The organism is Rhizobium sp. AG207R (genome assembly GCF_027109195.1).
Classification (GTDB): Bacteria; Pseudomonadota; Alphaproteobacteria; order Rhizobiales; family Rhizobiaceae; genus Rhizobium; species Rhizobium dioscoreae.
The window spans coordinates 76,823-101,780 of record NZ_JAEPVT010000002.1; the positions used below are offsets into that span (position 1 = coordinate 76,823).

At 59.4% G+C, this 24,958-nt stretch carries 25 protein-coding genes and 1 tRNA gene; 13 read left to right on the forward strand and 13 right to left on the reverse strand.

Annotated features, from left to right (window positions below; genetic code table 11):
- Positions 1-268 precede the first annotated feature (268 nt).
- From JJQ51_RS04300 to JJQ51_RS04310, 3 genes are all read right to left on the reverse strand, one after another.
- Positions 269-1,330, reverse strand: coding sequence for a porin (locus JJQ51_RS04300; RefSeq protein ID WP_113333818.1), 1,062 nt, complete (start codon positions 1,328-1,330; stop codon positions 269-271).
- A 541-nt stretch (positions 1,331-1,871) separates the two neighbouring features.
- Positions 1,872-2,156, reverse strand: coding sequence for an Atu4866 domain-containing protein (locus JJQ51_RS04305; RefSeq protein WP_269244456.1), 285 nt, complete (start codon positions 2,154-2,156; stop codon positions 1,872-1,874).
- Between the two features lie 35 nt (positions 2,157-2,191).
- Entirely contained in the window at positions 2,192-2,920 is a 729-nt protein-coding gene (locus JJQ51_RS04310) for an SDR family oxidoreductase (protein ID WP_113354066.1), read from the reverse strand.
- Between the two features lie 118 nt (positions 2,921-3,038).
- Here JJQ51_RS04310 and JJQ51_RS04315 point away from each other — a divergent pair, with 118 nt between their 5' ends.
- A complete protein-coding gene (locus JJQ51_RS04315) occupies positions 3,039-3,953 on the forward strand; it encodes a LysR family transcriptional regulator (protein ID WP_113354065.1) in 915 nt (304 codons plus the stop codon).
- A 70-nt stretch (positions 3,954-4,023) separates the two neighbouring features.
- Here JJQ51_RS04315 and JJQ51_RS04320 read toward each other — a convergent pair.
- From JJQ51_RS04320 to JJQ51_RS04330, 3 genes are all read right to left on the reverse strand, one after another.
- Positions 4,024-4,113, reverse strand: a tRNA-Ser gene (locus tag JJQ51_RS04320).
- Positions 4,114-4,242: 129 nt separating this feature from the next.
- Positions 4,243-5,460 carry an NAD(P)/FAD-dependent oxidoreductase gene (locus JJQ51_RS04325; protein ID WP_113354064.1) on the reverse strand — a complete coding sequence of 406 codons (1,218 nt, stop codon included), beginning with the start codon at positions 5,458-5,460 and terminating at the stop codon, positions 4,243-4,245.
- A gap of 136 nt (positions 5,461-5,596) precedes the next feature.
- Positions 5,597-6,715, reverse strand: a complete 1,119-nt coding sequence (locus JJQ51_RS04330) for a Gfo/Idh/MocA family protein (RefSeq protein ID WP_113354063.1) — start codon at positions 6,713-6,715, stop codon at positions 5,597-5,599.
- 233 nt (positions 6,716-6,948) lie between these two features.
- Here JJQ51_RS04330 and JJQ51_RS04335 point away from each other — a divergent pair, with 233 nt between their 5' ends.
- The 5 genes from JJQ51_RS04335 to iolB all read left to right on the forward strand — a co-directional run bounded on the left by JJQ51_RS04335 (position 6,949) and on the right by iolB (position 13,766).
- On the forward strand, positions 6,949-7,821 hold the full coding sequence (locus JJQ51_RS04335) for a MurR/RpiR family transcriptional regulator (protein WP_113354062.1): 873 nt from the start codon (positions 6,949-6,951) through the stop codon (positions 7,819-7,821).
- A gap of 179 nt (positions 7,822-8,000) precedes the next feature.
- The gene (locus JJQ51_RS04340; protein ID WP_113354088.1) at positions 8,001-9,935 is read left to right on the forward strand and encodes a bifunctional 5-dehydro-2-deoxygluconokinase/5-dehydro-2-deoxyphosphogluconate aldolase; all 1,935 of its coding nucleotides are present in this window, start codon (positions 8,001-8,003) and stop codon (positions 9,933-9,935) included.
- Positions 9,936-9,960: 25 nt separating this feature from the next.
- Complete coding sequence (gene iolD, locus JJQ51_RS04345) at positions 9,961-11,811, forward strand: 3D-(3,5/4)-trihydroxycyclohexane-1,2-dione acylhydrolase (decyclizing) (protein ID WP_113390070.1); 1,851 nt, start codon at positions 9,961-9,963, stop codon at positions 11,809-11,811.
- A gap of 63 nt (positions 11,812-11,874) precedes the next feature.
- Positions 11,875-12,792, forward strand: coding sequence for a myo-inosose-2 dehydratase (iolE, locus tag JJQ51_RS04350; RefSeq protein WP_113390069.1), 918 nt, complete (start codon positions 11,875-11,877; stop codon positions 12,790-12,792).
- 176 nt (positions 12,793-12,968) lie between these two features.
- Entirely contained in the window at positions 12,969-13,766 is a 798-nt protein-coding gene (iolB, locus tag JJQ51_RS04355) for a 5-deoxy-glucuronate isomerase (protein WP_113390068.1), read from the forward strand.
- Between the two features lie 275 nt (positions 13,767-14,041).
- Here iolB and tnpA read toward each other — a convergent pair whose 3' ends face one another.
- The 3 genes from tnpA to JJQ51_RS04370 all read right to left on the reverse strand — a co-directional run bounded on the left by tnpA (position 14,042) and on the right by JJQ51_RS04370 (position 16,495).
- Positions 14,042-14,476, reverse strand: a complete 435-nt coding sequence (gene tnpA / locus JJQ51_RS04360) for an IS200/IS605 family transposase (RefSeq protein WP_152093868.1) — start codon at positions 14,474-14,476, stop codon at positions 14,042-14,044.
- Positions 14,477-14,628: 152 nt separating this feature from the next.
- Positions 14,629-15,996 (reverse strand): MATE family efflux transporter, encoded by a 1,368-nt coding sequence (locus tag JJQ51_RS04365; RefSeq protein ID WP_113390317.1) that lies wholly within the window; start codon positions 15,994-15,996, stop codon positions 14,629-14,631.
- A gap of 64 nt (positions 15,997-16,060) precedes the next feature.
- Positions 16,061-16,495 carry a glyoxalase superfamily protein gene (locus JJQ51_RS04370; protein ID WP_113354057.1) on the reverse strand — a complete coding sequence of 145 codons (435 nt, stop codon included), beginning with the start codon at positions 16,493-16,495 and terminating at the stop codon, positions 16,061-16,063.
- A 310-nt stretch (positions 16,496-16,805) separates the two neighbouring features.
- On the opposite strand from JJQ51_RS04370, the gene JJQ51_RS04375 reads away from it, so the two are divergent.
- Positions 16,806-17,204: a PilZ domain-containing protein gene (locus JJQ51_RS04375; RefSeq protein WP_173002491.1), complete on the forward strand. Its 399-nt coding sequence runs from the start codon at positions 16,806-16,808 to the stop codon at positions 17,202-17,204.
- Positions 17,205-17,220: 16 nt separating this feature from the next.
- On the opposite strand, the gene JJQ51_RS04380 is transcribed toward JJQ51_RS04375, so the two are convergent.
- Entirely contained in the window at positions 17,221-18,129 is a 909-nt protein-coding gene (locus JJQ51_RS04380) for an AraC family transcriptional regulator (protein WP_113390318.1), read from the reverse strand.
- A 97-nt stretch (positions 18,130-18,226) separates the two neighbouring features.
- Here JJQ51_RS04380 and JJQ51_RS04385 point away from each other — a divergent pair, with 97 nt between their 5' ends.
- A complete protein-coding gene (locus JJQ51_RS04385; RefSeq protein ID WP_152096014.1) occupies positions 18,227-18,979 on the forward strand; it encodes an SDR family oxidoreductase in 753 nt (250 codons plus the stop codon).
- 121 nt (positions 18,980-19,100) lie between these two features.
- Here JJQ51_RS04385 and purN read toward each other — a convergent pair whose 3' ends face one another.
- Entirely contained in the window at positions 19,101-19,700 is a 600-nt protein-coding gene (gene purN / locus JJQ51_RS04390) for a phosphoribosylglycinamide formyltransferase (RefSeq protein ID WP_152096013.1), read from the reverse strand.
- Positions 19,701-19,879: 179 nt separating this feature from the next.
- On the opposite strand from purN, the gene JJQ51_RS04395 reads away from it, so the two are divergent.
- Positions 19,880-20,992, forward strand: a complete 1,113-nt coding sequence (locus JJQ51_RS04395) for a pyridoxal phosphate-dependent aminotransferase (RefSeq protein WP_113390377.1) — start codon at positions 19,880-19,882, stop codon at positions 20,990-20,992.
- Between the two features lie 130 nt (positions 20,993-21,122).
- Here the strand turns inward: JJQ51_RS04395 and JJQ51_RS04400 are convergent, their stop codons facing one another.
- A complete protein-coding gene (locus JJQ51_RS04400) occupies positions 21,123-21,386 on the reverse strand; it encodes a sel1 repeat family protein (RefSeq protein WP_015339268.1) in 264 nt (87 codons plus the stop codon).
- Between the two features lie 463 nt (positions 21,387-21,849).
- On the opposite strand from JJQ51_RS04400, the gene JJQ51_RS04405 reads away from it, so the two are divergent.
- From JJQ51_RS04405 to JJQ51_RS04415, 3 genes are all read left to right on the forward strand, one after another.
- Positions 21,850-22,188 carry a DUF2147 domain-containing protein gene (locus JJQ51_RS04405; RefSeq protein ID WP_113354052.1) on the forward strand — a complete coding sequence of 113 codons (339 nt, stop codon included), beginning with the start codon at positions 21,850-21,852 and terminating at the stop codon, positions 22,186-22,188.
- Positions 22,189-22,390: 202 nt separating this feature from the next.
- Positions 22,391-22,567, forward strand: coding sequence for a hypothetical protein (locus JJQ51_RS04410; protein WP_167376563.1), 177 nt, complete (start codon positions 22,391-22,393; stop codon positions 22,565-22,567).
- A gap of 119 nt (positions 22,568-22,686) precedes the next feature.
- Entirely contained in the window at positions 22,687-24,189 is a 1,503-nt protein-coding gene (locus JJQ51_RS04415) for an AMP nucleosidase (protein WP_112335670.1), read from the forward strand.
- 17 nt (positions 24,190-24,206) lie between these two features.
- Here the strand turns inward: JJQ51_RS04415 and JJQ51_RS04420 are convergent, their stop codons facing one another.
- A complete protein-coding gene (locus tag JJQ51_RS04420) occupies positions 24,207-24,437 on the reverse strand; it encodes a hypothetical protein (RefSeq protein WP_113354051.1) in 231 nt (76 codons plus the stop codon).
- Positions 24,438-24,592: 155 nt separating this feature from the next.
- Here JJQ51_RS04420 and JJQ51_RS04425 point away from each other — a divergent pair, with 155 nt between their 5' ends.
- Positions 24,593-24,952, forward strand: coding sequence for a YciI family protein (locus JJQ51_RS04425; protein ID WP_113354050.1), 360 nt, complete (start codon positions 24,593-24,595; stop codon positions 24,950-24,952).
- Positions 24,953-24,958: the final 6 nt, after the last annotated feature.

Here is a 24,958-nt window from a genome sequence, read left to right on the forward strand (position 1 = left end):
AACAATTGTGACGGCGGTTTCAAACGCGTGCGTTGCACAAAAATCACGTCGCAAAACTGTCATACTGCCGGCACGTTAGCAGCCGAAAACTACTTCAGATTACTTGAAAGAGATGCGCAACCACGGGTCGATCACGCCGAAAAAGAGCATAGAGCGCTCTCAAGACTGAATTCTAATTGTCGATATTCTCAAATAAAGAAAGCCCAGCTATTCGCCGGGCTTTCCATCATCGTAGTGAACAATCTTAAATGACCGAGGTCAGATCAGATTAGAAGGTGCGCTCGAAGCGGAGGATACCAGCCCACTGGTCCTGATTGATGGAGTCCCAGTTGGTGTAGGAGACTTCCGGCTCGATGAGCAGGTTCTTGACCGGGTTCCACTTGACGTTCGTGGTAGCGGCAAAGATCTTCGAGTCGGTGTAGGCGAGCTGGAGGTTCCACTTCAGCTTTTCGTTGATCGGAACGCCAACGCCGCCCCAAACAGCCCAGTCACCCCAGCCGATACCGGCAGCATCGCCAGCGCCGTTCGAACCAGCATACTTGTTGAGCTTGTCGCCATCGGTGTTCCAGCCGCCCATCAAGAAGGCCGAGAATGCGCCGAAGTCGGCGTCAACACGAGCCTTAACGGCGCCTTCTTCGACGATCGAGTCGTAACCGCCGACAACCTTGAAGCCCCATGCGCCAGCCTTGTAGCCAACACCTGCGACAACGTCAGGAGCGTAGTGGTCGGAGCTGTCTTCGCCGTTGGAACCGGTCGCGCCCGTGCCGGAATTGGAATCTTCCAGCGAGATCACAGCCGTGAAGCCGTTGCCGGCGTCGTAGTTGTAGGTGATCTGGTTCAGTTCGTACGGGCCGTCATAGACCACGTCGTCGTTGATGACGTCGCCGGCATAACCGGTGAAGACGTTGAACTGCGAGTCCGTCTTACCAACCGTGAAGCCGCCGAGGCTGATGTAAGCCCACAGCAGGTTGGTCTTGGTGGCGTTGCCGTCGTTCCAGTCCCAACGGATGATGGTTTCCGTCTTCAGCGGACCGTATTCGGTGTCGGTCGCGGTGTTGACGTTCAACTCAGCGCGGGTATGCCAGAGAGTACCCAGACGAGAGTTCGGGTTGTAGGCGTCGTACCACTGACCTTCGGTACGAACCTTACCGCCGATCTTGAGGCAGGTTTCCGTGCCCGGGATGAAGAAGTAACCAGCACCGAATGCATCGCAGATACGGACGTATTCGAGCGGCTCCGGCTCAGCAGCGACGATAGCGTCAGCCGCATGAGCACCGGAAACTGCTACGAGTGCAGCAGCGGAGCCGAGAAGAAGGCTCTTGATGTTCATATTGACCTCCAGTCAAAGTTTTATCTCGAGAATGAAAACTACCCGAAGGTATTCCCTGTCCCATCCTCGTGTTTCAAGAAGTGGACGATCAATCGCCCTCGCTTCCGAGAGTGAAAATACAAGACGTGCACTGTCACGCAATCGACATTTTCGCGGAACAGGGGATTTGCGTAAGCCTTCCGCAAGTCCTGTTGCCGAAAGGACACAAGTCAGCAACACGGCGGCCGCAATTATTTATACTTCATTAAGAAACTCCTTAATCTACCGGCACTTACGCGCGCAGTGAAAATGGTCCCCGCTGATTGGAAAAAGGCATTCGAATGGCCTTTCCATGGCTAACCGGCGGATTTTGCTAGGTTTGGTAAGCTCTATATGACGCTTGCCTCGCCGACCCACCCGGGATCGACAGCCACTGGCGGGTCTGGCCCTCGTCCCAAAACGACGCAAGGACAGAGTGATTCCTTGAAATGGCCGATTCGACTGCGACGTGTAGGCATTGAGCAAGGCCAAGCCGCCAATGACCAGATATCGCCCTACATCGTCATTTCCTTCGATAGAGGATCATTCCGGCGTGATGAAGCACACCATCGATGAAATCGCCATCGGCGGTGAAACCGGTATCGTCCCAATAGTCGATATGATCGCCCGTCACCACGTAGCGCCCCTGATAGGCACGCTCACGGCTTCCCCGCGCTTCAATGTATCGGCCATTTGGCAGGAGTTCATGACGGATATGATTGTCGGCCGTCGTCCACATGCCGACGTAAGCATGTATCGGTGTCTTCATTTCGATTCGATCCTCGGAAAAGGCAGGCAGCGGGAACACGACGCCGGACAGGGTGAGAGCAAAGAGAGTGCGAATCAATGTGCCGCCCACGTCGGGCGAACGACGATCTCATTGACATCGACATCATCGGGCTGCTCGACGGCGAAGCGTACCGCGCGACCGATGGCGTCGGGCGTTAGCGCGACGGCCCGATAGGACTTCATCGCTTCGGCGGCCACCGGGTCGGTGATCGTCTCGGCCAGCTCGCTCTCGACGACGCCCGGATGGATGCAGGTGACCCGGATATCGCGGCATTCCTGGCGCAGCCCGTCGGAGATTGCCCGAACGGCATATTTGGTCGCGCAATAGACGGCGGCGGTCGGAGAGACCGCCAGCGCGCCGATCGAAGCGATATTGATGATGTGACCGGTGCCGCGTGCCGCCATTTCCGGCAGCACCGCCGCAATGCCGTGAAGCACGCCCTTGATATTGACGTCGACCATTCTGTCCCATTCCTCGACTTTCATCGAAGCCATCAAGGAAAGCGGCATGATGCCGGCATTGTTGACGATCACATCGACGCGTCCCCAGACCAGGCGTGCCGCCTCTGCAAAGGCGGCTACGTCAGCCCTATCGGTGACGTCGAGCCGGCGGGTCATGACCGTGCCGCCCATTTCCCGAATCTCGGCCGCCAATGCTTCCAATCTATCGATGCGCCTGGCGCCCAACATGACCCTTGCGCCGGCGGAAGCGAGTTCGCGGGCGATGCCCGCGCCGATGCCGCTGGAGGCACCGGTGATAAGAATAACTTTATCGATAGGCATACGATCACTCCTTGCTATGTGAACGGTTCTCTCCTGGAATCGCTACAGGGAGGATACAGAGCCTCATTGTCGTGATAAGCCATCCATTCAGTGACAGCTTGGAAAGTAATAATTACCAATGTGGCCTGATCTCAATGCTCTCTCCGTCTTCATTCTCGTCGCTCAAGAGCGCAATTTTCGCGCCGCTGCCGATAGGCTCGGCGTCACCCGGTCGGCGGTCAGCCAGACGATCCGGCGATTGGAGGAGAGCATGGGCATCGCGCTGCTGCAGCGCACAACCCGCAGTGTCAGCCTGACAGAGGCTGGCGAACGGCTTTATGCGGACATAGAGCCGGCGGTATCGGACATGCGCACCGCGATGGAAAAGACGGACGCATTGCGGACGCGGCCCCGCGGTCAATTACGGCTCGCCGTTTCATCGATCGCGGAGCGATTTCTCTCCGGCGATTTTCTAGCGGGCTTTGCGGCCGCCAATCCCGAGATCCAGCTCGACATCACCGTCACGGACGAGGAATTCGACATCGTCTCGGAAGGCTATGACGCCGGCGTCCGGCTTGGTGAAGTCATCGATCAGGATATGATTGCCATACCCGTCGCCGGCAACGAGCGGCAACTGGCCGTCTGTTCGCCCGCTTATCGCGATCGATTCGGCATCCCCTTGCATCCGAAAGAACTCTCCCTGCATCGATGCATAGGCTGGCGCCCTGCGCCAAAGGCTGTCCCTTACCGCTGGGAGTTTGCGGAAGAGGGCAAGGAATTCCGGGTGGAGGTCGCACCCGAGGTGACGACGAATGACATGGGCGTGATGATCAAGCTGGCTGTCGCCGGAGCGGGAATCACATTCGGGATGGAGGAAAGCTTTCATGACTTCATCGGCAGAAACGAACTGGTGCCGATCCTGGAGGAATATTGCCCCTATTTCCCTGGTTTCTATCTCTACTATCCCAATCGACGAAACATGGCTCCGAAGCTTCGAGCGCTGATAGCGTATCTGAAGCGCTATGAGGGCTTTGCGGGCCGAAATTCCCGATAGAAACTTGCTTTAGGATTTGGCAGCGCCAAGATCGTGGGCCGTCGTCTGTAGGGTAAGATAAACGGGAAAATGGCGGAGAAGATGGGATTCGAACCCACGATACCATTTCTGGTATACTCCCTTAGCAGGGGAGCGCCTTCGACCACTCGGCCACCTCTCCGGTGCGGCCCTGATAGGGCCATTCATTTATCGACGCAAGCGCTTTTTCGCGCTTGTGTACGTTCTTTCCATGATTCAGCAACAGGCGATTGCCGGCCGAACCATGCTCCGGCCGGCTCGAAAATTCACATCAAGCCAGCAGCTGCTTCAAATCCGCGGCCGGGTCGGCAAGGATCTCCCGGGATGGATTGGCGCCGGTTTCCAGCAGCTTTTTGCCGGTCACATAGGCCTTTGCGTCGTTTATCGCGTCGACGGCTATGAAACGACCCTGCTTGAAATACCAGACGGAAGCAGCACCCTCGCGCGCGCCGGGACGCAGAAGCGTCTCGTCGTAACCCAGATTGAAACCGGCGATCTGCAGTTTGACGTCATATTGATCCGACCAGAACCACGGCTTCGGGTCATAGGCCTTTTCGTTGCCGGCTATGATTCCCGCCGCGGCTTCCGCCTGGTCGACGGCATTCTGCACGGATTCGAGCCTGATACGGCCACCCTCCCATGGCAACTCCACGCAATCACCCATGGCGAAAATTGCGGGATCGGAGGTGCGGGCAAACGAATCGACGACGATGCCGTTGCCAACCTCAAGGCCGGCCTCCTTGGCAAGCCTATCATTGGGAGCTACGCCGATGCCGACGACGACGAAATCGACATCGATGGTAGACCCGTCGGACAATTCGGCGGCGGCAACATGGCCGTTGCGGCCGATGAGCTGCTTCAGGCCGGTCTTCTCGCGAATGACCACATCGTGCTTTTGATGGATGGCCCGGAAAATATCGGCCGTTTCCTTGGCCGCCACCCGCTGCAATATCCGGTCGCCCATCTCGATGAGCGTGACCTCAAGGCCGCGATGGCGCGCGACAGCGGCTGCCTCAAGCCCGATATAGCCGCCGCCGATGATAAGCACCCGGCGTCCGGGGCGCATCTCGCCGGCAAGAAGATCGGCATCGCGCTTGTCGCGGGCGAGATAGACGCCTTCGAGCGCGCCGCCGACGGAGGGCGGCAGGCGGCGGGGCGTCGAGCCCGTCGCAAGCGCCAGCGTCTCATAATCCAGCCTGGAGCCGTCCTGCATGACGATCTGCTTTGCGGCACGATCGATCTGCTCGACCCAGGTGGACACACGAATCTCGACATTATTGTCGGCATACCAATGTTCAGGCCGGAACAGCAGGCGATCAAAAGTCATTTCGCCGAGCAGATACTTCTTGGTCAGTGGCGGTCGCTGATAGGGAAGATTCTCTTCAGCACCGACGATGGTGATCGGCCGCGAATCACCCAACCCGCGCAATTTGGCAGCGAGCGCGAAACCCGCCTGCCCGGCCCCGATAATGACCAATCTGCCCGTCACGATCCGTACTCCATTGTTATTATGGCGAGCCCCAGTATGGACGCGCTCGTAGGATTCAGGGGTAACGCCTGCATCCGCAAGCGTCAATCACGACTGACCCTGCGCCCCGGATCGGGAGAAAGTTAGGCCGACAGGCTCAGCCTGATATTTCGACCCAGCGGCGCTCGTGGAAGGATTGCGCCATGGCGTGCACCGATTTCTCGATTCGCAGCCCATCCTTGAAAGCCACGACTGACGCAGCTTCGCCCCCTATGGCTCGGATCAGCTCGCGGCATTCGATGATCTTCAGATCATTGAAGCCAAGGCCGTGGCCGGGCGCCGGGATGAAGCGGTCATAGGGTTTGTGCGCGGGTGCGGCCAGCACCTTGCGGAAGCCCTGTTCGCTGTCCCTGCCCTCGGCTTGGTAGAGCTTGAATTCGTTCATGCGCTCCTGGTCATAGGAGATCGAGCCTTTGGAGCCGAAGATCTGCAACGCGATCCGTCCCTTGCGGCCCCAGGCGGAGCGGTTGGCCATGAGAACCACGGAAATGCCGCCGCCAAGCCGCATCAGCACATTGGCAAGATCGTGATTTTCGACCGCGCGGCTGCCACCATCCTTCAACGGCCGTTCGGCATAGGGCTTCACCATGTCGGTAATGACAGCTTCCACATGGCCGAACAGGAACCAGAGCAGCGAAAGCGGATGCACGGCGAAATCATCGAGAGCGCCATAACCGGAGGCAAGCTCGCTCTTCCAATAGAATAGGCCGTTCGGATCGGCCATGAAGTCCTCGTCCATCTCCACGCGGACGTGATTGACCGCTCCGATCGCGCCTTCCGCAATCAGCGCCTTGATGTGCCGCATCACCGGGTTCTGGATATAATTGTAACCGAGGATGGCGACTTTGCCCGAGGCCTTGGCCGCAGCCAGCATGCGTTCGGCATCGCCATAGGATGGCGCCATCGGCTTTTCGCACCAGACATGCTTGCCGGCTTCAAGGGCTGCGATTGCCATTTCCGGGTGGAACTGGTTGGGGGTCGTGACCGAGACAACGTCGACATCCGGGTCTGCAATCAGATCTCGCCAGTCGGCCGTTGCCTTTTCGAAGCCGAATTCGTCGCCGCGCACCTTTGCCAGATCGGCATTGGCTTCGGCAAGATGCACCAGGCGCGGCCGCGCGACATCGCCGAATACGGTTTTGACCGCATTCCATGCCAGTGCATGGCATTTGCCCATATAACCGGTGCCGATCAATCCAACGCCCAACGGCTTCATTTGCCCTTCCTCCTCAAATCCGCTCCCGAAGTTGCGCGATTTTTGGAATATTTAGACCGTTTTGACAAGCACACTCATGGCATCGGCATCTCTTCTGCAGGCAAGAATTCATATTTACACGTTTAAAATCATGAACTTAAAATTATTCGTGCCGAACGATTCAAAATCCGGTATCGTTGGAAATATGGAACGTTTGTTTCATTACGGGCATTGGGGGAGCTGAAGGACGGTGCATGGACAACAATATCGAGACGCAGACCAAGATACCACGCGACTTCGAAAGCCTGCGCAGCACCATTATAGAGCGCAAGAATGCCATGCCGAAGCGGTTGGCCCAGGTTGCCGCCTTTGCGCTCGGCAATCCCGATGAGATCGCCTTCGGCACGACGGCCAGCATCGCCGCTGCCGCCGAAGTTCAGCCTTCCACATTGGTGCGCCTTGCCCATCACCTCGGCTATGAGGGCTTTTCCGATCTTCAGAGCATCTTTCGTGAACGGCTGCGCGACCGGACGCTGAGCTATGAGGAGCGGCTGGTAACGCTCGAACGCTCCGGCATCGAGAACGAAGAGGCCAGCATTCTCTCGGGCTTCCTCTCTGCGGCGAGCCAATCCGTCAACAAGCTCGCCGCAACCATCGAGACCGACACCTTCGCCAAGGCCGTCGACGTGCTCGCAGCGGCCGAGACGATCTATCTCATCGCCAAGCGCCGCTCCTATCCGCTGACGGCACATATGACCTATGCCTTCTCCAAGCTGAACATTCGTCACCAGATCGTCGCCTCGCCGAACGGCATCGACGGCGAGATCACCCGCTTCGCAACGGAGAAGGACGCCGCCATCGCCGCGAGCTTTTCGCCCTATGCCGCCGATAGCCTAGCGCAGGCACAGGATCTCTCCTCACGCAACGTCCCGGTCATCGCCATTACCGATTCGGCCTTTTCGCCGCTTACCGCTTGCGCCGACTACTGGTTTGAAGTGGCGGAAGCCGATTTTGCGGGTTTCCGCTCGCTGTCGGCATCGATGGCGCTGATCATGGCCTTTCCTGTCGCCATCGCCGAGCGCCGTCGAAAAGCTGCGACAAAAGCCGATAAAACGAAAATGGAATAAACATTCCGAATTGACAAAATCTCGGAACCAATGTTTCACTACAACCAAGATCACGGCCGCGGGAGATGGCTGCCAGATCCATAGCAACCGGGACGAAACGAACACCGGCACTTTCAATAACGCATGATCTCGGCGCAGGCTGAAAAGCAAAAGAGGTCATGCTCCGACGGGAGGACATCATGGCACACGACAATTCTGGCGCTGGGCCGGACGCAAAACTCGATGTGATCACCATCGGCCGCTCCTCCGTCGACCTTTATGGTCAGCAGATCGGCTCGAAGCTCGAAGACATCGCCTCTTTCGCCAAATCGGTCGGCGGCTGCCCGGCCAATATCGCCATCGGCACGGCGCGGCTTGGCCTGAAATCCGGCCTTATCACCCGTGTCGGCGACGAGCAGATGGGCCGCTTCATTCGCGAGCAGACAGCCCGCGAAGGTGTGGCCGTCGACGGGATCGCAACAGACAAGGAACGGCTGACGGCGCTGGTGCTGCTGGCGGTCGAGGCCGAAGGCGTCTCGCCGATGATCTTCTATCGGTCAGATTGCGCCGACATGGCGCTGAACGAAGACGATATCGACGAAGGCTTCATCAAGTCCTCGGGCGCCGTTCTGGTCTCCGGCACGCATTTCTCCAAGCCCAATACCGAAGCGGCCCAGCGCAAGGCGATCCGTATCGCCAAGGCGAACGGCCGCAAGGTGATCTTCGATATCGATTACCGGCCGAACCTCTGGGGCCTCGCCGGTCATGCCGAAGGCTTCGAGCGCTATGTGAAGTCGGATCGCGTGTCCTCCAAAATGAAGGAGACATTGCCGGATTGCGACCTGATCGTCGGCACGGAAGAAGAGATCATGATCGCCTCCGGTGCCGACGACGTGCTCGGCGCCTTGAAGGAAATTCGCCGTCTCTCGTCCGCCGTCATCGTGCTGAAACGCGGCGCTATGGGCTGCATCGTCTATGAAGGCCCGATTTCGGACGATCTCGAAGCCGGTATCGTCGGCCAGGGTTTCCCGATCGAGGTCTTCAACGTTCTCGGCGCGGGCGATGCCTTCATGTCCGGCTTCCTGCGCGGCTATCTGCGCGGCGAGCCCTTGAAGACCTGTGCCACCTGGGCGAATGCCTGCGGCGCCTTCGCCGTCTCGCGCCTGCTCTGCTCGCCAGAATATCCGACCTGGACGGAGCTCGATTTCTTCCTGAAAACGGGCAGCAAGCATAGGGCGCTGCGCAAGGACGAGGCAATCAACCACATTCATTGGGCGACGACCCGCCGCGCCGATGAAATCCCGCTGCTGATGGCGCTTGCGATCGACCATCGCTCGCAGCTCGTCAGCGTCTGCGATGAACTGGGCATCGGCCATGACAAGATCGTCGCCTTCAAGCGGCTGGCCGTCGAGGCGGCGGCTCGGGTGGCCGGCGGCCGCCCCGGCTATGGCATGCTGATCGATGAGCGCTTCGGGCGCGACGCCTTCTTCGATGCGGCAACAAAGAATTTCTCCTGGATCGGCCGCCCTGTCGAACTGCCGGGATCGAAGCCGCTCAAATTCGAATTCAGCCAGGACATCGGCTCCCAGCTCGTCGAATGGCCGCTCAATCATTGCATCAAATGCCTATGCTTCTACCATCCGGACGATCCGCAAGAATTGAAGGCGGAGCAGCAGGAGAAGCTGCGGACCCTGTTCGAGGCCGCGCGCAAGGTAGGACGCGAACTGCTGGTGGAAATCATCGCCAGCAAGAACGGACCACTGACCGACGATACGATTCCGAGGGCAATGGAAGAGCTCTATGCACTCGGCATCAAGCCGGACTGGTGGAAGCTGGAGCCGCAGGAATCGACGGCTGCCTGGAAAAAAATCGATGCCGTGATCGCCAAAAATGATCCATGGTGCCGTGGTATCGTCCTGCTCGGCCTGGAGGCGCCGGCGGAAGAACTGATCCGCAGCTTCGAGGCGACGCTGGCGGCTCCCTCGGTCAAGGGCTTCGCCGTTGGGCGGACCATCTTCTCCGATGCGGCCCGTGCGTGGCTCTCGGGTGGCATGAACGACGAGGAAGCGATTGCCGACATGGCCGGCCGTTTCCGGCAACTGACGGACGCGTGGCTCAAGACTCGCGGCCTGTGAGAATCTAGCATTTGGGAGGCGCCCGATGGGCAAGACGATCCGATTGACGATGGCACAGGCCGTCGCACATTTCCTCAAGAAGCAGATGACCATCATCGACGGACAGAAGCAGCCGATCTTCGGCGGCGTCTGGGCAATCTTCGGTCACGGCAATGTCGCGGGCATCGGCGAGGCGCTCTATCAGGTGCGCGAGGAACTGCCGACCTTCCGCGCCCACAATGAGCAGGGCATGGCCCATGCCGCCATCGCCTATGCCAAGGCGAGCTTTCGTCAGCGCTTCATGGCCTGCACCACCTCCATCGGCCCCGGCGCGCTGAACATGGTGACGGCCGCCGGCGTTGCCCATGTCAATCGTATTCCGGTTCTCTTCCTGCCGGGCGACGTCTTTGCCAATCGCGCGCCCGATCCAGTGCTGCAGCAGATCGAGGATTTTGGTGACGGCACCGTTTCGGCCAACGACGCCTTCCGCCCGGTATCGCGCTATTTCGACCGCATCACCCGTCCGGAACAAATCATATCGGCGCTGAAGCGCGCCATGCAGGTGCTGACCGATCCCCTTGATTGCGGCCCGGTGACGCTTTCGCTCTGCCAGGACGTGCAGGCCGAAGCCTATGATTATCCCGAAAGCTTCTTCGAAGAGCATGTCTGGACGCAGCGCCGACCGCAGCCGGATGCCGACGAACTTGCCAATGCCATCTCGCTGATCCGCCGTTCGGAAAAGCCGGTCATCCTGGCCGGCGGCGGCGTGCTCTATTCGCAGGCGACGAGGGAACTCGTCGCTTTCGCCGAAGCGCATGACATCCCCGTCGTTCTCACACAGGCCGGCAAATCGGCGATCGACGAGACGCATCCCCTCGCACTCGGCTCCGTCGGCGTGACGGGCACATCGGCGGCCAATGCCATCGCCGAGGAGACCGATCTGGTGATCGCCGTCGGCACTCGCTGCCAGGACTTCACCACCGGCTCCTGGGCGCTGTTCAAGAACGAGAAGCTGGCCATGATCGGCCTCAACATTGCCGCCTACGACGCTCTCAAGCACAACAGTCACCCGCTGGTGACGGATGCGCGCGAAGGGCTGAAGGCGCTTTCCGCCGGCCTGACAGGCTGGCGCGCGCCGGCATCGCTTGCCGAAAAGGCGACGAAAGAAAAGCAGATCTGGATGGAAGCCGCCGCAAAGGCCATGGCGACCACCAATGCCGCCCTGCCCTCCGACGCCCAGGTCATCGGCGCCGTCACCCGCACGCTCGGTGGCGAAAACAGCATTCTGGTCTGCGCAGCTGGCGGCCTGCCCGGCGAGCTGCACAAGCTCTGGCCGGCAACGGCTCCCGGCAGCTATCATATGGAATATGGCTTCTCCTGCATGGGCTATGAGATTGCCGGTGGCCTTGGCGTCAAGATGGCGCGGCCCGAAAAGGATGTCGTCGTCATGGTCGGCGACGGCTCCTATATGATGCTGAATTCCGAACTGGCGACCTCCGTCATGCTCGGGCTGAAGATTACCGTCGTGTTGCTCGACAACCGTGGCTATGGCTGCATCAATCGCCTGCAGATGGCGACCGGCGGCGCGAACTTCAACAATCTCTTGAAGGATGCGCGCTTCGAGGTGATGCCGGAGATCGACTTCCGGGCGCATGCGGCCAGCATGGGCGCGATAGCCGTGAAGGTCTCGTCCATCACCGAGCTGGAACAGGCCATCGAGGCATCGAAGAAGAACGACCGCAGCTCGGTCATCGTCATCGACACCGACCCGCTGATCACCACGAATGAAGGCGGCCACTGGTGGGATGTCGCCGTTCCCGAAGTCAGCCCGCGTGCCGAAGTCAACAAGGCTCGCGCCGCCTACGAACAAGCCCGCGCCGCCCAGCGCATCGGCTGATTATTTCCGTCATTTTTCTGGAGGAGCTTCGGCTCCTCCAATAGCTTTTCAAGGAGACCATTGATGAAGGCCAAACTCGGCATGTCGCCCATCGCCTGGTGGAACGACGATCTTCCGGAGCTCAGCGACGACGTATCTTTGGAAGAATGCCTACGCCAGTCGCGCGGCGCCGGCTTTACCGGCATGGAACAGGGCCGGCGCTTCCCGAGCAACCCCGATGAGATGCTGCCGATCCTGCGCGCCGCCGACGTGACGCTCTGCGGCGGCTGGTTCTCGGGCACGCTCGTCAATGAGGAGCTTGCCGCCAACAAGGATCGTATCGCGCCGATGATCGAGCTGTTCAAGGCCGTCAATGCGCCCTGCATCGTCTACGGCGAAGTCGGCCGCTCGATCCAGGGCGATCGTTCCAAGCCGCTCGCCACCAAGCCGCGCCTTTCGGATGACGAGATGAAGGCCTATGCCCGCCGCGTCACCGAATTCGGCGAATGGTGCGCCGAGCAAGGCATGCCGCTTTCCTATCATCATCATATGGCAGCCGTGGTCGAAACCGAGCCGGAACTCGACGCCTTCATGCGCAATTCCGGCGAAGGCATTCCGCTGCTGCTCGATGCCGGTCACCTGGCCTTTGCCGGCGGCGACGTGCTGCGCGCCATCGACAACCACCACGCCCGCATCAACCACGTTCACGTCAAGGATATCCGCAAGTCCATCGTCGACGGGCTGGATCGCAGCCGGCAGTCCTTCCTCGATGCCGTCGCGCTCGGCGCGTTCACGGTGCCGGGAGACGGCTCGCTCGATTTCGGCGCCATCGTCCAGCGCTTCGCCGATTACGGCTATGAAGGATGGTTCGTGGTCGAGGCCGAACAGGATCCGCGCAAGGCGCCACCGCAGAAGATGGCAGAGATCGGTCATGCCGAACTGATGCGTGTCATGACGGCCGCAGGCTACACGGTGGAAACCGAAGGCTTTCCCAAGGGATAGCTAGAGCGCTTCCGCTTTTCTTCGAATCGCGAAAACGCTCTAGCTCTTTGTTTTCATGCAATTCCGGACGGAAAACCGCTGCGCACTTTTCCTGGAATTGCTCGAGAGATGAGCGCCTCCTCGCCCACATAGAAGGCAGCGAGGAGCGTTTTCCCAAGCAATGGAGGAACAGACCCATGCCCAATCTCAAGGTCAAACCTGACGGTTCCCATGGCCGCGTCACCCATGTCACGCCCGAAAGCGCCGGCTGGACCTATGTCGGCTTCGATCTCCACCGCTTGAAGCCTGGCGAAACCGTTTCGGCCGAGACCGGCGATCGCGAGGTCTGCCTTGTCTGGGTCAGCGGCAAAGGAAGCGCCAAGGCGGGTGTGAAGGATTTCGGCTCGCTCGGCGGGCGCATGAGTCCCTTCGAGGGGGCGCCCCACGCGCTCTATATTCCAGCCGGATCGAGCTGGTCGGTGACCGCCGAGACCGATCTGGAGCTCGCCGTCTGCTCGGCACCAGGCGGCGGCTCCTATGAAGCCCGCGCCATCCCGCCGGGCACGCATCCGGCGCTCACGCGTGGCAAGGGCACCAATATCCGCTACGTCAACAACATCATGCCTGAAGATGATGGAGCGGCACATTCGCTGCTGGTCGTGGAAGTGATTACGCCCGGCGGACATACCTCCTCCTACCCCCCGCACAAGCACGATCAGGACGATCTCCCGAACGAAAGCTTCCTTGAGGAGACCTATTACCACCGCCTCAACCCGCCGCAGGGTTTTGGCTTCCAGCGGGTCTATACCGACGACCGGTCGCTCGATGAGGTGATGGTGCTGGAGGATGGCGATGTGACGCTGGTGCCAAAGGGATATCACCCTTGCGCTGCCTGCCATGGCTACGATCTCTATTACCTGAACGTTATGGCCGGGCCGAAGCGCATCTGGAAATTCCATAATGCTGTGGAACACGAATGGCTGCTGAAGTCCTGAGCTGGTGGCGCTGTTCTCAACCATCCGCCCTCGTGCTTCGAGACGGCCCTTCGGGCCTCCTCAGCATGAGGGCTGACCTTTGCACCCAGCCGCTACGGGCTCATTTCTTCATTGCCTCTGCATTGCGATAGCGACGAGCCTGCTCCATCCTCACCCTGAGGAGCGAAGCCTCGAAGGGCGAGGATGGCCACAAGCTCCCGGAAAGTCATGACCTCTACCAGAGGTGGAGGTTTGAAACGCTGCGCTTGAACCGCTAGAAGCGGTATTGTTAGCGCTTAGTAGCTACGATTGAAGAGGTCGGCAAAGTCGGAAGCTTTGTCGGCCTTTTCCTGATGACGGATATATTGTCTGACGACCTGCTCATTGTAGCCCGTCGTCGATACGAAATAGCCGCGCGCCCAAAAGTGATAACCCTTGTAGCGGCGCTTGCGCGCATACTTGTTGGCAACATAAAGGGCTGTCTTGCCCTTCAAAAAGCCGACAATATGCGCAACCGAATATTTCGGCGGGATCGAGATCAACATATGCACATGATCGGGCATCAAATGACCCTCTTCGATCTGGCAGCCTTTCTGCTGTGCCAGCCGACGTAAGAGGTCTCCCAACTCACGCCGTACGTCCCCGTACAGCCTTTTCGTTCGGTATTTGCTGCCAAAAACAATGTGATACTTGCAGTCCCACGTCGCGTGCGAGAGCGTCTGCTCATCCATAAAACCTCCTTGTTCGAAGTCTGGGCCACCCCAGCGGTTCAAGCAGGAGGTCTCTCAACTACCGTGTAGAACTCGTCCAGTCCTCCACCGTAGGTGGAGGCTTATTATCGATATAACAAAGGGCCGCGCCCGAAAGCGCGGCCTTTTTCATGTCATGCGGGCAACAAGCCGTAGCGCCATTTCCGATCCCTGGCATTGCGCGACAGCACCAGCCAGGTCAGCAGAATCATCCCCATTTCTGCAAAGATCGGCGTCATCCATATCCCGCGTTCGCCGAAGACAAGCGGCAGGAGGAATGTCAGCGGCAGGGTGAAGAGGTAAGACCGTGACAGGCCAAAGATCGCGCCGCGTTTCGCATCGCCGATCGACTGGAAATAGGACGACAGGATGATCGCCTGGCCGAAGAGGAAATAGGCGCCGATCGTCCAGGGCAGGATGCGGCCGACCTCCGCGACGATCAGGGGATCGGCGACGAAGACCGAGCCCAGATGCCCCGCCAGCAGCTCGACGACGAATTCGACGGCGGCGCAATAGACCAGAGCCGAAATCAGGGCGATGACAACGCTATGACCGACGCGCGCCGGAAGCGCTGCGCCATGGTTGTGGCCCGATATGGTCTGGAGAGCGATGCTCAAGCCCAGTAGCGGCAGATAGGCGAAGGTCATGACACGGGTCACGATGCCATAGGCGCCGACGGTTGCGACATAATCGCCCTGATGCCAGATCGACACATTGAAGAGGATGGCGGCCGAGCTTAGCGAAATGCCGATGAAGCCGAGGCTCATCGGCGCGCCGAAGGCAAAGATGCCGCGCCACTCGCGAACATGCAGCGCCATATCGACCCAGAGCCCGTTCGGCCGACGCAGGCGATAGATGACGACGAGCGCCAGGCAGATGAATTGCGCCAGGATCGAGCCGCCGGCGGAGCCGACCACGCCCCAATGAAGGACGGCCATCAGCAGCCAGTTTGCCACGATATTCAGCAGCGTCGAGGCAAGCGTCACCAGCGTCATGAAACCGAGCTTTCCTTCGCAGCGCAGCCCATCGAGATGCACCGACAGGAAGAAGCTGATCGGCGCGAAGGCGATCATGGTGCCCATGAAGGCCTCGGCGTTGCGGGCGACATCGACATTTCCCGCCGCAGCCACGGCAATGAACTGCCGACCAGCGAGCCAGTAGACGAGGTTGATTACGACCACGATGGCAAGTGCCAGCGTGTGGGCGCCGGTGAATACCGACTTCGCGCCCTTGCGATCACCGGCGCCGAGGCGGCGGGCGAGAATGCTCGCCATGCCGTTCGAAACCAGCGTCTGCAGCGCGATCAGCAGCATGAGCGCGGGAAAGATGAGGCTGACGGCGGACAGCGCGTCGCCGCCGACATAGACGCCAAGAAAATAGGCGTCGACGACGGCGAAAAGGCCGCTGACCGTGGTGATGACGATGATCGGCGCGGCCGTCCTGGCAAAGACGCCAGGCAGCCAGCCGGTGAGGAACATGTTGTTTTCGTTCGTGTGCGCCATGGTGGTGTCCGGACGGAATCGCTCGCAGGCGGCGAGGATAATGGTCTAGTGATGAAGGATGAAATCAGATGTCGAGAACGAGGTGCGGCAGGCCGTTCGATGTCCTGCGCGGCGAAATGCCGTCGGCATCGACCTGGGCGTTGATGCGCTGACGGAACGCCGAGAAGCTCTCGAACTCCACCACATCGACCGGTTCGTCGAAATGGATCGTTATCCTGTAGAGCCCGCCTGACTTCGCCGACATCGCCAGAACCTTGCCCGTGAAGGGCTTGTTCAGATAGCGCCCACGCACGGCGGAACCGACATCGAAAGGCGCGTCCGGCCCATCGTTGGGTTTTGCGGCAAGCGCCGACAGCGTGTTCCAGTCGCGCAGCCCGTGTTGCTTGGCGATGAGTTCCAGTGCCGTCGAGTGGCTCATGTCGTCGCCGCGTTCGGCCATCGCCTGACGCAGACGCCGGGCCTGAGCCTTCAATTCATCTATGGACGGATACGTCGTCATAGGATCAGCCTTTGCTAAGGCACGCAATTACGACCGTGAAACGGGGCTCGCATTACCGTCAGTCAGCATGCCCTGAATGGCCGTGACCTAAAACAGCGAGGACTTCACCTTGGATTTTCATCCGCGAGCGGCAGGCGCCTCGAACCGAGCTTTCGTATGATCGAAGCCGCTCCCGCTGTCAAGATGCGCCCAAATCGGCACAAAAGACGAACCCGTTAAAATTCTACCAATGCAATTGACGCTTCCGCAAAATCTCCGTGCAAGGTTCGTAGTGTAACCGAGATGAATTCGGTCTGTTCTTCAACAGGGAATGACAATGCTTCGCGCAACCCATCTGGCGAAAGTCAAATCCGAAGTCTACGAACGCAGCTGGGAACGGTTCTACGTCCAGAGGCCGGCGCGCCTCGTAGCGGTTCGTCCCTGTCTGACGGGTATTTCCGTACGCAGCGCCGAAATTACCGACATTTCGCGCGGCGGCGCCAGCTTCACCGTCGCCACGACCGTCGGCCTGCCGACCCATTACTATCTGAACATCCTCGGTCTTGCCTACCGCATCGCCTGCGCTGAAACGAGCCGCAACGGCAACCGCGTCCATGTGCGCTTCATCAACCTGATCGAACCGGAAACGCTGCGTCGCGTCGTGCGCGCCGATTTCATGATCGGCAATGTCGAAGCGCTGGCTGCGCGCGGCAAGAGGCGGCCGGTATAAATTCGGCTTCACATCCTCAATCGCTTCGCACGTCCCCGCGGGCATATCGTGCAGGCGGCATACCTGTGTATCGAGCAAAGGCGACGCTGAAAGTGCTTGCCGATCCGTAGCCAACGCGTTCAGCTACCTGATCCATCCCCAATTCGCGGCTGCGCAATAGCTGCTTTGCAAGAGCCATGCGCCAAGCCAACAGATATTCCATTGGCGGCAGGCCGACGACGCGGCTGAAACGCGCAAAGAAAGCCGATCGGGACAGGGCCGCTTCGGTCGCAAGATCCGCGACAGTCCAAGGATGGGCAGGACGCGCATGCATCGCGTGAAGTGCTGCGGATAGGCGTTCATCGGCAAGGCCGCGACTCAAGCTCGACGTGACGGTTGGTTCCGTGCCGGATCGCAATGCCTCGATCAACAACACCTCCAGCAGCCGTTCCAGCACGAGTTCGCGTGCCGGCCGGCGCTCGCGCGTTTCCTCACCGACCAATTGCATCAGCGTCGCGAGCCGAGGCTCGTCACGAACGATAACTACATCAGGCAAGAGGGAAACGAGCAAGGCCGCATCCGGCGCACCGAAGCTGCAATGCCCTATGCGCATGCGCATATCCGCCGGCCCTTCGAGGCGTCCGACACGGAAATGGCCGCCACTCGGCTGCGTTGGAACCATGGCGGACAGACCGGCCGGTGCGTCGACACTCTCGTTGATGAGGTCGCGCATGGCCGGCACGAGCACGAAATCGCCGGCTCGGAGGATGAAAGGCTGATGTCCTCCAAACGTTACACGGCAACGCCCCTCAAGGATTGCGCAGTAGAATGGCTCGCCTGTGGCCTCGCGATGAATTCGCCAGGCGCCGGCGCATTCCACCAGCTTCGAAAAGCGTGCGGCCGGCTGCAGCAGTGTGACGATTTCGGCAAGGGGATCGACGGTCATAATCAGGACTAACGCTAAAGAAAGGGAGACTATAGCGTATATAAAGTCTCTCGTGCGGTCACTACCATGGTATCATTCCTTTTGTTTGGAGAGGCTCATGTCCACGATATTGATTACTGGTTGCTCGTCTGGCTTCGGCCTGGAGACTGCGAAACTGTTTTTTGAACGAGGGTGGGATGTCATCGCAACGATGCGCACGCCCATACCCGAGCTGCTACCGGTTTCCGAACGCTTGCGTATTCTCGCGCTCGACGTCACCAATCTGGCAAGCATCGCAGACGCCGTGAAGGCTGCCGGTCCGATAGACGTATTGGTCAACAATGCCGGTTTCGGAGCGCCCTCACCAATCGAGCTGACTGCGCCGGAGACGGTGCAGTCGCTGTTCCAGACAAATACGATCGGCACATTGGCGATGATTCAGGCCGTATTACCCCAGATGCGTCAACGTCGGGCCGGAGTCATCGTCAACGTCACCTCCACGGTGACGGTCAAGACTCTGCCTGTGATTGGGATCTACCGGGCGAGCAAGGCAGCGGTGAACGCGTTCACCGAGTCCTTATCGGTGGAGATGGAGCCATTTGGCGTGCGGGTGCATATTGTCCTGCCAGGCCGGTCGCCGGAAACTCGCTTTGGGGAGAATGCGCGTCCACATTTGCGTGGTCTGGACGATCCGGATTATGCGCCCTTGATCCAGCAATTCATAAAGAATGTACAGGACGACACCGGCCCTGTGACCTATGCTCCCGACGTAGCGAAGGCAGTGTGGCGGGCAGCCACCGATCCATCCGCCCCGCTGCGAATTCCGGGCGGTGCGGATGCTGAACTCTGGATGGCTGAGGCAGGTTTGTAACCGGAATCGGTGGCAGCCAAAAAGCTGCTGCCGTCCCGACTCGGCCGTGCATTAGAGGGAACACGCAGCCATCGGCCCCGGGAGCGCGGACCGGCAGCTGCGTTCGGCTCTTTGCGCCGTTCTATAACGGCAGGCGTAGTTCGCCCTTTGATATGCGGCGTATGAGATCGGTGAAAAGATCGCATTCCGCAGCCATGACCCGTTGTTCCAGCGAAACTACGCTATCGTCGGGATGGATTTGAACAATCGTTGTGGCCACAGTTCTTCCGTGATCGTACTCTCCGTCTACGAGGTGGATCGTTGCACCTGTTTCTGTCTCCCGATTGTCGAGCACGGCTTGGTGGACTCTTCGCCCATACATTCCCAATCCGCCGTATTTGGGCAGCAGCCCCGGATGAACATTCAATATTCGCCCCTCAAAAGCGGCTAGCGTAAGCGGGCCAAGTCTCTTGAGATAGCCAGATAAGACAACGAGTTCAGCGCCATAGGCGATTAGCGTGTCGCGAAGCTGTTTGTCCGCATCAGCTTCCCTATCCTTCGTCGGAATATGGCACGAGGGAATGCCGTTAGCCTCAGCATAGGCGAGCGCTGGGGACGAAGCCCTATTGCTAACCAGTACGACAGCGGTGGCGTTCATTGTGTTCGCTCGAATGGCTTCGTTGATCGTCCGAAATGAGGTTCCATTGTTTGATGCAAGGAACGCTATTGCGAGCTTATCCATCAGGGGCCTCGTTAATCGATGCTATCGCGACGACCGAGACTCCCTTTCATGACAACTGACGAGGATTTTCAATGATTGCGACGGCGCAATCCGAAAGCCACGTCTTTCCGCCCTTGCAACCACCCGCCAAGCGCCTATTCTGCCGCACCCAGCAACCGAATTCAGGAAACAAAGCCAGCATGTCCGCCTTCTCGCGCTTCACGCCGCTGATCAGCGCCCTGCCCTCCACCGTTCCTTTCGTCGGCCCCGAGGCGCTGGAGCGTCAGCGCGGACTGACGGTCAAAGCCCGTATCGGCGCCAATGAAAACGGCTTCGGGCCTGCGCCCTCTGTCATCGCCGCCATGCGCGAAAACGCCGGCGATATCTGGATGTATAACGATCCGGAAAATTTCGAGCTGAAGCAGGCGCTGGCGGCCCATCTCGGCGTCCAGCCGGCCAATATCGCTGTCGGCGAAGGCATCGACAGTCTGCTCGGCCTGATCGCGCGCATGGTCATCGAGCCCGGTACACCCGTCGTCACCTCGCTCGGGGGCTATCCCACCTTCAATTTCCACGTCGCGGGGTTCGGCGGCCGCCTCGTCACCGTGCCCTATGTCGATGATCGCGAAGACCTCGATGGGCTGCTCGAAGCAGTGAAGCGCGAAAACGCGCCGCTCGTCTATTTCGCCAATCCCGACAATCCGATGGGCAGTTGGTGGGATGCCGACAAGATCGTCGCCTTTGCCCGTGAATTGCCTGACAATTGCCTGCTGATCCTCGACGAAGCCTATAGCGAAACCGGGCCTGCCAGCTCGCTCCCGGCTATCTCAACTCTGATTGATCTGCCGAATGTCTTGCGCACCCGCACCTTTTCCAAGGCCTATGGGCTTGCCGGTGCCCGCGTCGGCTATGTCATCGGCGCGCCCGAGACGGTGCTGACCTTCGACAAGATCCGCAACCATTTCGGCATGAACAGGCTTGCGACCGTGGCCGCGCTCGCCGCGCTGAAGGATCAGACCTATCTTGCCGAAGTGGTCGGCAAGATCCGAGCCGCACGCGAAGAGATCGGTACGATCGCCCGCGACAATGGCTTGCTGCCGCTCGCCTCCGCCACCAACTTCGTCGCCATCGATTGCGGCCGCGACGGCACCCATGCCCGCGCGATCGTCGACGGGCTGATCCAGCACGGCGTCTTTATCCGCATGCCAGGTGTCGCGCCCCTCAACCGCTGCATCCGCGTCAGCGTCGGCCCGAAGCAGGATCTCGATCTCCTGGCCGAGGCGTTGCCGAAGGCCCTGAAGGCGATCGGTTAAGCTCAAAACGACGAAACCGCGCCTGCCTTGTCCCGGCCGGTCGCGGTTTTCATCATTTCGGCTGGCCTCTCCGTCAGCCGCCGACATCCCCTCTTGAGAGGTCAGGAAGTCTTACTGCATGCGGCACGCTTCAGTGTGTCGTCATCCATTCGCGGGCGGCGCGCAGCGCGGCTGCGAGCTGCATCTTGGTCAAGGTCGCCGCGACATCGGCGCGAAGCTCGGCCGCGCGCTCGCTGCCACGGATGGCGGCGATATTCAACCATTTGTGGGCGGCAACGAGGTCTGCATTGCAGCCCCTGCCGGTCGCGTAGTTCACGCCCAGTTCGCAAAGGGCATCGGCGCTGTTACCACCCATCATGGCATTTCCAGACATCGGCGTTTCGAAGCGTGCCATTGCTATTATCCCTGTTTGACTTCTGTTCGTATCTGCCCTGTTTTCCGTCCGAACCTTGCCGTCATCCGCGGCTTTCCGGTTCTTCCGGCCGGCGGGTTCGCCCCGCTCGTTTGATGGCTTCACTATCGCAGACGGCCTTCAAAAAACGCCTAAAATGCATGATTAATTCGATGCAAACAAAGTGCAAATGCTTGGTAAACTTGGGATTTTGTTAAACATCGCTTCCCTTGCAAATTAAGGATTTTCGCGCAGCCTTAACCTTTCGTTAGGATTTTGATTTAAACCCTTCGTTCACCACAAAAAGAGCGCAGTTGAATTCGATGTCGTGTTTCGAGGGCGCACGGATACCCGCACAAACGGGTATTTGGGTTCCGAAAATCATATTTACCTTTACGTTCGCGTTAGATAATCTCGCCACGTTTCCGGCCATGGAGCCGGATGGCGCCCGGGGAGGAATAAGAACATGATCCGTGCCACCATTCTTGCTGCCGCGATGCTGTTGAGCGCGAGCGCGGCCTTTGCCGAAGAGCCGATCGTCGGCAACTGGAAGACCGTCGCTGGCGATACTGCCGTCATTGCTCCCTGCGGCGACAGCTACTGCGTGACGCTGAAGACCGGCAAATATGCCGGCAAGCAGATCGGCAAGATGCAGGGCAAGGGCGACAGCTATACGGGCGAACTGACCGACCCCTCCGAAGACAAGACCTATAGCGGCTCCGGCACGGTCAACGGCAACAAGATCAAGATGCAAGGCTGCGTGCTGAAAGTATTCTGCAAGTCGCAGACCTGGACAAAGCTTTAAGACGGCTCCTGCTTATTTCAGAAAGCGCTATTGCGCCTGCCCGCCCCGGTTGGCAGGCGGCTTTTATTTGCCTGCGGAAGATTCATTCGACCATTCGAATCCGGTAATATTTATGAACGCTGGATGAACCGGTATCTCAGCACCTGTTCAGCATGACCATGGCAAAACGGTGTCCAGTATAGGGCACGGGTAGGCCAAAGACATGGACTCGATCATCATCGCGCGGCGCTTCGTTGTTATCATGCTGTTTGCCGCCATCTTTGCATTCAGCTTCTCGGTTGCGGTCGAGCATGGCGGCCGCAGCGGCGCACAATCGCACTTCGGCGCAAGCTTCACCTGCGTGCAAACTGGTGCGCCTTACTGCACGACAGTGCAATAAAGAACGCCTGCGCGCGATCCTCGCACAGGCCCTTGACCGGCTCCAAAAATAGCTGCGAGAATCCGAGCCGCTTGCTGCAACGTCGTTTGCTTGTAACCAACGACACTCTATAATGACGCATGAGCAACAGAATCTCTCCCTTTTCACCCCTCGACATCTCCTCCCCAAGCCCGTTCCAGCCGCGGACCTTCGATGATCCGGGTAAGGCCGTCGAAGCGCTGACGGAGCTTTACGATCGCAACACCGCGTTCCTGATCGACAATTTCACCAAGCTTGCCAAGGGCGCGCCGATCACGGCTCGCTATCGCGCTTTCTATCCGCAGGTCAGCATCGAAACGACGAGCTTCGGCCATGTCGACTCGCGTCTCTCCTACGGCCACGTGACGGCGCCCGGCGTTTATACGACGACGATCACCCGCCCGCAGCTCTTCAAGCATTATCTCAAGGAACAGCTGACGCTGCTGATGCGCAGCCACAATGTTCCGGTCGTTGTATCGGAATCGACGACGCCCATCCCGATTCATTTCGCCTTCGGTGAAGGCGCTCATGTGGAAGCAACCGCGAGCATTTTCGAAGACATTCCGCTGCGCGACCTCTTCGACACACCGGACTTGAACACCACGGACGACGAAATCGCCAACGGCGAATATATCCCGCCGCCGGGTGAGCCCTCGCCGCTTGCGCCATTTACCGCGCAGCGCATCGATTATTCGCTGGCCCGCCTCGTCCACTACACGGCGACCAGCGCCGCGCATTTCCAGAATTTCGTGCTGTTCACGAACTACCAGTTCTATATCGACGAGTTCTGCAAATGGGCGCGCGACCTGATGGCGAGCGGCGGCGACGGCTATACCGAGTTCGTCGAACCGGGCAACATCATCACCAAGGCTGGCTCCAGCCAGCCCGAAGGCGATGTGACAGCGCCGCGGCTGCCGCAGATGCCGGCCTACCATCTGAAGAAGAAGGGCCATGCCGGGATCACCATGATCAATATCGGCGTCGGTCCTTCCAACGCCAAGACAATCACCGACCACGTGGCCGTGCTGCGCCCGCACGCCTGGCTGATGCTCGGCCATTGCGCCGGCCTGCGCAACAGCCAGCGGCTCGGCGACTATGTGCTCGCTCATGCCTATATGCGCGAGGACCACGTTCTCGACGACGACCTACCGGTCTGGGTGCCGATCCCGGCGCTCGCCGAAGTGCAGGTGGCGCTTGAAGCGGCCGTTGCCGAAATCACCGGCTATGAAGGCTTCGAACTGAAGCGCATCATGCGCACTGGCACGGTCGGCACCATCGACAACCGCAACTGGGAACTGCGCGATCAGGCAGGCCCGGTGAAGCGGCTCTCGCAGGCCCGCGCTGTCGCGCTCGATATGGAATCGGCCACGATCGCCGCCAACGGCTTCCGCTTCCGTGTTCCCTACGGCACGCTGCTCTGCGTTTCCGACAAGCCGTTGCATGGCGAATTGAAGCTGCCGGGCATGGCAACCGCCTTCTACCGCACGCAGGTCAATCAGCATTTGCAGATCGGCATCCGCGCCATCCAGAAGCTGGCCGCCATGCCGCCGGAGGCGCTGCATTCACGCAAGCTGCGCAGCTTCTTCGAAACGGCGTTCCAATAAGCAATAGGGTTTCCCTCCTATCGCCCATCCGCGGGCAACGAATATACATTGGCAGCGGCCGCGACTTGCGGCCGTTCGTCGTTCGAGTGTGCACCCCAGCTCAGGCACAGGATCACCAGGGCAAAGCCCGCTAGGCCGATCCAGGTACGGAACACGACCCTGCCGACATCGGCTGCGTCGAGCAACTCCTCTTCCGATAGCGTCTTCTTTTGCCAATAATGCACGATTGCGGCTTCCAGACTGTACATTTCCGTCTCTCCTTATGGTGTTGACGGAACTGGTCGACCGGGCTCGGGCTTTTTCGACAACCTCAAAAAATTTTGTCATGCTGTGGAAGAGGATGTCGATTTGCTTGGCAGCCGCTCGTCTATGGCTGTCAGCAAATTGAAGAGGAGACGCTGCGATGAAATATCTCTGCCAGGTCTGGTTCGATGGCACGAGGCTCGACCTCATGACCAAGGAGGAAAAGCAAAAGCTCGATGCCGATTCGCTGGGCTATGATCGCGATCTGATGGCGAGCGGCAATATGATCCAGGCTGAAGCGCTACAATCGCCAAAGTCTGCGGTAACGGTGCGGGTCCGCAATGGGGAGACGGCGGTGACGGACGGCCCCTTCATCGAAACCAAGGAACATCTTGGCGGCTTCATCCTGATTGAGGCGAAGGATCTGAACGATGCGATCCGGATTGCGGCGGGCATTCCGCTCGCCAAGCTCGGCGCGATCGAGGTGCGGCCGATCCATAACTTCGGCCCGGATGCTTGAGGAGGT

What these genes read in the sequence shown, in the direction of transcription:
- JJQ51_RS04375 (WP_173002491.1), top strand. Translation starts at nt 16,806, where the DNA reads ATGACAATGCTTCGCGCAACCCATCTGGCGAAAGTCAAATCCGAAGTC.
- JJQ51_RS04340 (WP_113354088.1), top strand. Translation starts at nt 8,001, where the DNA reads ATGGCACACGACAATTCTGGCGCTGGGCCGGACGCAAAACTCGATGTG.
- JJQ51_RS04310 (WP_113354066.1), bottom strand. Translation starts at nt 2,920, where the DNA reads ATGCCTATCGATAAAGTTATTCTTATCACCGGTGCCTCCAGCGGCATC.
- JJQ51_RS04405 (WP_113354052.1), top strand. Translation starts at nt 21,850, where the DNA reads ATGATCCGTGCCACCATTCTTGCTGCCGCGATGCTGTTGAGCGCGAGC.
- JJQ51_RS04410 (WP_167376563.1), top strand. Translation starts at nt 22,391, where the DNA reads ATGGACTCGATCATCATCGCGCGGCGCTTCGTTGTTATCATGCTGTTT.
- iolB (WP_113390068.1), top strand. Translation starts at nt 12,969, where the DNA reads ATGCCCAATCTCAAGGTCAAACCTGACGGTTCCCATGGCCGCGTCACC.
- JJQ51_RS04335 (WP_113354062.1), top strand. Translation starts at nt 6,949, where the DNA reads ATGGACAACAATATCGAGACGCAGACCAAGATACCACGCGACTTCGAA.
- JJQ51_RS04380 (WP_113390318.1), bottom strand. Translation starts at nt 18,129, where the DNA reads ATGACCGTCGATCCCCTTGCCGAAATCGTCACACTGCTGCAGCCGGCC.
- JJQ51_RS04315 (WP_113354065.1), top strand. Translation starts at nt 3,039, where the DNA reads ATGTGGCCTGATCTCAATGCTCTCTCCGTCTTCATTCTCGTCGCTCAA.
- JJQ51_RS04330 (WP_113354063.1), bottom strand. Translation starts at nt 6,715, where the DNA reads ATGAAGCCGTTGGGCGTTGGATTGATCGGCACCGGTTATATGGGCAAA.
- tnpA (WP_152093868.1), bottom strand. Translation starts at nt 14,476, where the DNA reads ATGGATGAGCAGACGCTCTCGCACGCGACGTGGGACTGCAAGTATCAC.
- JJQ51_RS04420 (WP_113354051.1), bottom strand. Translation starts at nt 24,437, where the DNA reads ATGTACAGTCTGGAAGCCGCAATCGTGCATTATTGGCAAAAGAAGACG.
- JJQ51_RS04370 (WP_113354057.1), bottom strand. Translation starts at nt 16,495, where the DNA reads ATGACGACGTATCCGTCCATAGATGAATTGAAGGCTCAGGCCCGGCGT.
- iolE (WP_113390069.1), top strand. Translation starts at nt 11,875, where the DNA reads ATGAAGGCCAAACTCGGCATGTCGCCCATCGCCTGGTGGAACGACGAT.
- JJQ51_RS04415 (WP_112335670.1), top strand. Translation starts at nt 22,687, where the DNA reads ATGAGCAACAGAATCTCTCCCTTTTCACCCCTCGACATCTCCTCCCCA.
- JJQ51_RS04425 (WP_113354050.1), top strand. Translation starts at nt 24,593, where the DNA reads ATGAAATATCTCTGCCAGGTCTGGTTCGATGGCACGAGGCTCGACCTC.
- JJQ51_RS04300 (WP_113333818.1), bottom strand. Translation starts at nt 1,330, where the DNA reads ATGAACATCAAGAGCCTTCTTCTCGGCTCCGCTGCTGCACTCGTAGCA.
- purN (WP_152096013.1), bottom strand. Translation starts at nt 19,700, where the DNA reads ATGGATAAGCTCGCAATAGCGTTCCTTGCATCAAACAATGGAACCTCA.
- JJQ51_RS04395 (WP_113390377.1), top strand. Translation starts at nt 19,880, where the DNA reads ATGTCCGCCTTCTCGCGCTTCACGCCGCTGATCAGCGCCCTGCCCTCC.
- JJQ51_RS04385 (WP_152096014.1), top strand. Translation starts at nt 18,227, where the DNA reads ATGTCCACGATATTGATTACTGGTTGCTCGTCTGGCTTCGGCCTGGAG.
- iolD (WP_113390070.1), top strand. Translation starts at nt 9,961, where the DNA reads ATGGGCAAGACGATCCGATTGACGATGGCACAGGCCGTCGCACATTTC.
- JJQ51_RS04400 (WP_015339268.1), bottom strand. Translation starts at nt 21,386, where the DNA reads ATGGCACGCTTCGAAACGCCGATGTCTGGAAATGCCATGATGGGTGGT.
- JJQ51_RS04365 (WP_113390317.1), bottom strand. Translation starts at nt 15,996, where the DNA reads ATGGCGCACACGAACGAAAACAACATGTTCCTCACCGGCTGGCTGCCT.